This is a genomic window from Geodermatophilus sp. SYSU D00684 (assembly GCF_054050455.1).
This window is the reverse complement of the sequence record NZ_JBJGZI010000056.1, coordinates 1-5,435: the sequence shown is the minus strand read 5'-3', so window position 1 is coordinate 5,435 and position 5,435 is coordinate 1. Positions and strand designations below refer to the sequence as shown.

Below are 5,435 nucleotides of genomic sequence, written 5' to 3'. Positions count from 1 at the left end.
CGCCCCCCCCCCCCCCCCCCCCCCCCCCCCCCCCCCCCCCCCCCCCCCCCCCCCCCCCCCCGCCCCGCGGCCCCCCCCCCGCCCCCCCCCCCCCCCGCCCCCCCCGGTGAGCTGCCCGGCGTCCGGCATCGGCTCCCCCCCGTCGAGCAGTGCCAGGCACCGGGCTGCGACGTGTGCCGGGGACCGGTCGTTCCCGGAGCCCGCGAGGAGCTCACGGCGGATGGATCGGAGCACCGCCTCCGGTGTACGGCTCCGGACGACCTCCGTGTACAGCGGGTGTGCCGTACGGACGAGACCCGGCGTCCCCTCGGCGTCGTCGACGACGACGCCGAGGCGTTCGAGCCGGGCGACGGCCTCCCGGCTGCTCAGCGCCTCGACCTCGCGGGCGGACAGCGGTTCGACCGTGGCGAGGACCTCCAACACCCGCCACTCCGCGGCATCCAGCTGCCCCAGCTGGGCCAGCACGATCTCACCCAGCCGCTGGGACGGCAGCATGGCGTCCTGCCACCGCCACGCCCCCTCGCATCTCGTCAGCCGCCCGCTCCAGACGCCGTCCTCCAGCAGCTCCCGGAGGAACAACGGGTTGCCTTGACTCAGGTGCCAGAGTCGCTCACCCGTCCGGGCGTCCACGTCCCCGCCGAGCACCTGGCCGACCAGCCGGACGAGCTCGGCGCGGCGCAACGGCTCCAGGTGGATCCGGTCGGCCAGCCCGTCCTTCCACAGCGGGGCAGCCGGATCCGGCTCCGTCGCGCCGGTGCGCACGGTCAGGACCAGCATGACCGCACCGCTCGCGGCGAGCTGGTGCAGGAGGGTCACCGACATCTGGTCGAGCAGATGGGCGTCGTCGACGCCGAGGACCGGGGTCGGACCGGTCCCGTCCCCGGCGATGGCCGCGGTCGCCCGTTGCAGCAGGGCCAGCCCAGTTGCGCCGTCGTCCACCGCGGGCAGGAGGTGGGCCAACGCGCCGAGCGGCACGAGCGCCGCGGCACTGGTGGCCACGGCCCACGCGGTCGGGTGGCCCCGCTGCGCGGCGGCGGTCAGGGCCTCCCGAGCCAGTCGGGACCGCCCCACCCCCGGGGGACCTGTGATCACCAGGCTGCGCTCCGGTCTCGCGGTGAGCGCAGCGTTCATGGTCCGGAGCTCGGCTTCCCGACCCATGAGGGGCCAGCGCATCGCCTCCATCAGACGGGACGAGCGCGATCAGGGACGGACCACGGCATCCCGTGTCCCGTCCGTCGTTCCACCGCTCCCGGCATGAGCTCCCTCGCCACTGCCGCTCCCCCGAGCTACTGGTACGGATCCCGCGCGGCGACTTTAGTCACGGATTCGTCCCGAATTCGACGTCCGGGCTCCCCCGCGGCCCGGGTCGTGCCCCTGTGCTACGAGTCCCTCACAATCAGTTCGCCCGACCGGAGGCCGCTCCCCCGATCCCCGCTCCCGGACCGACCATGAGGACAGACGGCCCCCCGCCGAAGGCGGCAGCCGGCGGTGCCCCGGCGGTGGAGCCGCCGACCGTGACCTCCCAGTCCGCCTCCGCGGCCGCCGGCGACCCGACCCCGACCAGCCGATCGGGCGGGACCCCGTCCCGGAGGAGGTCCCCCCACAGTCCGGCCGGCACCACCACGGTGCCGCCGGAGGAGGCCGGCCCGGCGATCCAGTCGGCGAGCTGCTGGTGCGGCGGAGTCCGCGCGGACACCGGCAGGAAGAGCGCTCCGGTGATCACGACGACCAGGGCGGTCACGAGGAAGGTGCCCCTGAGCAGCGGGTGCGGTCGGGCCGTCGCCGGGCCACCGGTCCACGCGGCAGCGAACAGGACGCCGAGCAGCACCACGGTGACCAGCACCACCGGGAGCGCTGTGCCGGCCCCGTGCCAGGGCACCACGGCCGACACGGTGGCCGCACCGGCGGCTGCCGCCGGCAGGCGGAGGCCGCGGAGGAGGAACCCGGTGCCGACGGCGAGCGCCGCGAGGAGCAGCAGGACGGCGCGCTCGGAGGCTCCGAGGGGGAGGTCGGCCGGACCGCTCGGCACGGTGGCCACCACAGCGGCGACCGGGAGGACGACGAGCGCTGCCAGCCACGGTCGGGTGTCGCCCTCCACCGTGTCCGGGCGGGCGTGCCGGGGTCCGCCCGCGTGCCGCGCGCGCCGGCCCGATCCGGCTCCGAGGTGGGTCCCGATGCCCACGGCCAGCGGGACGGCGACCAGGGGCTCGGTCGCCACGCCCACCGTGACGGCGGCGATCCCGAGCACTCCGGCGACGGGGCGCCGTGCCCGGGTCAGCACGAGCGCGCCCACGGCGGCCCACGCGGCCCCGACCAGACCGCTGCCGACCGTGGCGAGCACGGTGACCGCCGGCCCCATCACGAGCACCGCCAGAAGGGGCAGGGCCACCGCGACCGGGCGTACGCGCCGGGTCCGGACGAGCACGAGGAGCGCCACCACCAGGACTGCGGAAGCCACGACCGCGAGTTCCCGGCCCCCCGCCAGGATCGTGTCGTGCCGCTCGAAGGCACCGGTCAGCCAGGCGTAGCCGGCCACCTGCAGGCGCAGCAGCCGGTCGCCGGAGCCCGCTGCGGCACCGTCCACGCCGTGCAGGGCGGCCCACGCGCCGTCCACCAGCCGGAGCTCCGCCGCGGTGGCCGGGTGCGACCAGGCGACGGAGGCCACCCGCACGAGCAGGAGGGCGCCGAGGCCTGCCAGCCCGACCACCGCACCGACCCGGCGGACGGCTGCCCGGTGGGCCGACGCGACCTGCCCGGCCCAGCGGACGGCGGGACGGCCGGCGACCAGGGCGACGGGACGCCGGGCGACCAGGGAGGCCAGTGACCACAGGATGAGCCCCAGGCCGAGCCACGGCAGGGCCAGGAGCAGGAGCTGGAAGACGCCCAGCGTGGTGGCCAGGACGTCCCCGCTCCGGGCGTCGGCGTCGAGACGCCGGAGGTACTCCAGCGACGCCTGCCAGGCGACGGGCAGCAGGTGCGGCAGGGCGACGAGGACGGCGACCAGCCAGGCGAGCAGCGTGGGGACGATCAGTGCGACCCACAGCACGACCACCCGGCGCGCCCGTGGCCTGAGCTTGCGCAGGAGCGGGTGGGACGGGCGGCCCGGGAGCAGGCTCAGCAGCGCCGGCTTCACGAAGCCGAACAGCTCTGGGACCCCCACCAGGTCGGCGAGGATGTAGTAGCCGTCCATCCGAAGGTTGGGGAGGAACTGCCAGGCCGTCTGCGCGTGCATCGTGACCAGCGCGATGAGCAGCCACGGCTCGCCCGTCCCGAGGTAGCACAGGCCCAGCGCCAGCATGGCGATGCAGTTGAAGTAGACGCCGCCCAGGTCGGTCCGCAGCCGCCCGACCCGGTCGAGGCGGTAGCTGTCGGTGACCTTGCTGTAGAACGCCGGCCAGACGATGTAGAGCCCGACGCCGACCTCGCCGGGACGGGCGCCGCCGTAGCGGCAGGCGGTCACGTGGCCGGACTCGTGGAAGGCGGTGAAGACCACGGTGAGGCCGAGGAGGGCGAGCACCAGCCCGGGCTGCCGGGCCACGTCGACGACGGCGGACTCCATCCGGCCGAGGACGTCGCCCTGGGCCACGATCCAGACGTCGACGGCGAGGAAAGCGGTGACCAGCGCCACCCAGGCCGGCCGGGTGAACAGCGGCCGGAAGAACCCGGCGATGCGCCAGCTGACGGCGGCCGGGATGACACCGGCGCGGTAGCGGAGGCCCAGCAGCGGGTCGGCGCGGACCGGCGCCTGCAGGCTCGCGTCCCCGGCCCCGGCGACGTGCTCGTCGACGTGGTCGGCAGCGATGATCCCGGCGGGCCGGAGCCGCTCCTCGACCAGGAAGGTCACCTGCTCGGCGGTCAGCTCACGGCCGAGCTCGGCGCTCAGGTCGGCCGCGACCTGCTCGGTGTCCCGGCCGTCGAGGGAAGCGGCCACCCGGTAGAGCAGGCGGGGCAGCTGCATGACCTGCCCGTCGACCCGGCGGATGATGAACCGGGGGTCCTCGTAGGCGGAGTCCTGGTACTCGCCCAGCAGCTCGGTGCCCGGGGCCAGCCGTGGCAGCGGGATCCCACCCGTTGCCGGGCGGTCGAGGACCTCGGTCTGCGTCACGCTTCCCTCTCCGTCCCTCGTCGGCCGATCCGGACACGGGGAGGGGCGGCCGGTGACCGGCCGCCCCTCCCCTGGACGCGGCGGGTGCGCCAGCAGCCGCCGGCCCGTGGCGCTGTCAGCCGCCGAAGCGGACGTTGCTCCCGGCGAGCGCCGCGGCGACGGCGGCGTTGATCTGGGTGCCGCCGAAGTTGATGTTGCCCGCGTTCACCGCGACGGCGATGGAGAGGTTGCCGTTCTGGAAGAACCCGGCCTGCATCGTGGTGCGCTCGGGCAGCAGCTCGACCTGCTCGTCGGCGAAGAGCTCGAGGTCCGTGGACATGGTGTCTCCTTCAGGATCGGTACTGGATGGAGTCCGCCAGGAACAGGACCGCAGTGGTGCCGCCGGACCCTCCTGATCGCCCCGTGGTCTGCCGAGCCCGGCCGCGGTCCGGGATCGGCACGCGGAAGTCTCGGGCCGCGGAGGGACGCACGACATCCGCACCCGGCACCTATCTGCTCCGGTGTCGGCACTGACCCGGTGCCTCCGGGACCACCGCCCCAGCCGGGCGGGCCACGTACGGGGTGGACCCGGCACGGGCACCGTGCGCACAGGACAGCAGGGTGACCACCTAGGGGCCCGCCCCCTGAGGCTCGGACGCCGGCCGCACGGGCGGGGCCGGGAACGCGGAGGAGGGGCGACCGGAGACCGGCCGCCCCTCCCTGGCCCGGCGCACGAGCCGGGCCTCGCACCACTCGATCGGCAGGAGCCTCAGCCGATGGCGACGTTGCTGCCCGCGAGCGCGGCGGCCACGGCAGCGTTGAGCTGGTCACCGCCGACGTTCACGTTGAGCACGTTGGCGGCCGCCGCGAACGCCTGGTTGCCGTTCTGCACCAAGAACGCCTGCAGGGTGGTGCGCTCGGGCAGCAGCTCTACGGTCTGGTCCTCGAACACGGGAACTCCTCACTGTCGGTTCGCACGTGGCGCGCCGAGGAGGCAGGTCAGGCCGCCGCGGCGGGACCTCCCCGTGCGCCTCTGGGTCTACCGCTCCGGCCGCGGTCCGGAGTCGGCGGAAGGGAGTCTGGGGCGGCGGCACGAGCGCCGGCATCCGGGGCGGACACGTATCCGGCCCGGTCCGGCCCCGAACCCTCGTCGCCCTCACCACGGCCGGCACGGCGGCTCCACCGACGCGTGCGGGTCGGGCACGGAGGCCACGCGCGGGGACCCGTGCCGGTACCGCAGCACGAGGGGAGGGGCGGCCGAAACCGGCCGCCCCTCCCCGGGCCCGGCCGCCGCCCCGCCGCGGCAAAAATCCAACGCACGTGGGTTAAATCAAAACCAACCAATAAAAAC

The 5,435-nt window shown here is 75.4% G+C and carries 4 protein-coding genes; all 4 read right to left on the bottom strand.

The window, feature by feature from the left end; genetic code table 11:
* Nucleotides 1-1,158, bottom strand: a 1,158-nt coding sequence (locus ACI79L_RS23840; RefSeq protein ID WP_456939174.1) for an AAA family ATPase, incomplete at its 3' end; no start/stop codon positions are given.
* A gap of 238 nt (nt 1,159-1,396) precedes the next feature.
* Nucleotides 1,397-4,105, bottom strand: coding sequence for a hypothetical protein (locus ACI79L_RS23835; protein WP_456939173.1), 2,709 nt, complete (start codon nt 4,103-4,105; stop codon nt 1,397-1,399).
* A 115-nt stretch (nt 4,106-4,220) separates the two neighbouring features.
* Entirely contained in the window at nt 4,221-4,424 is a 204-nt protein-coding gene (locus ACI79L_RS23830; RefSeq protein WP_387986847.1) for a hypothetical protein, read from the bottom strand.
* Between the two features lie 429 nt (nt 4,425-4,853).
* Nucleotides 4,854-5,036, bottom strand: a complete 183-nt coding sequence (locus ACI79L_RS23825; protein WP_456939172.1) for a hypothetical protein — start codon at nt 5,034-5,036, stop codon at nt 4,854-4,856.
* Nucleotides 5,037-5,435: the final 399 nt, after the last annotated feature.

Excerpts from the sequence above, each read along its gene's own strand:
- ACI79L_RS23830 (WP_387986847.1), bottom strand. The coding sequence starts at position 4,424 with ATGTCCACGGACCTCGAGCTCTTCGCCGACGAGCAGGTCGAGCTGCTG.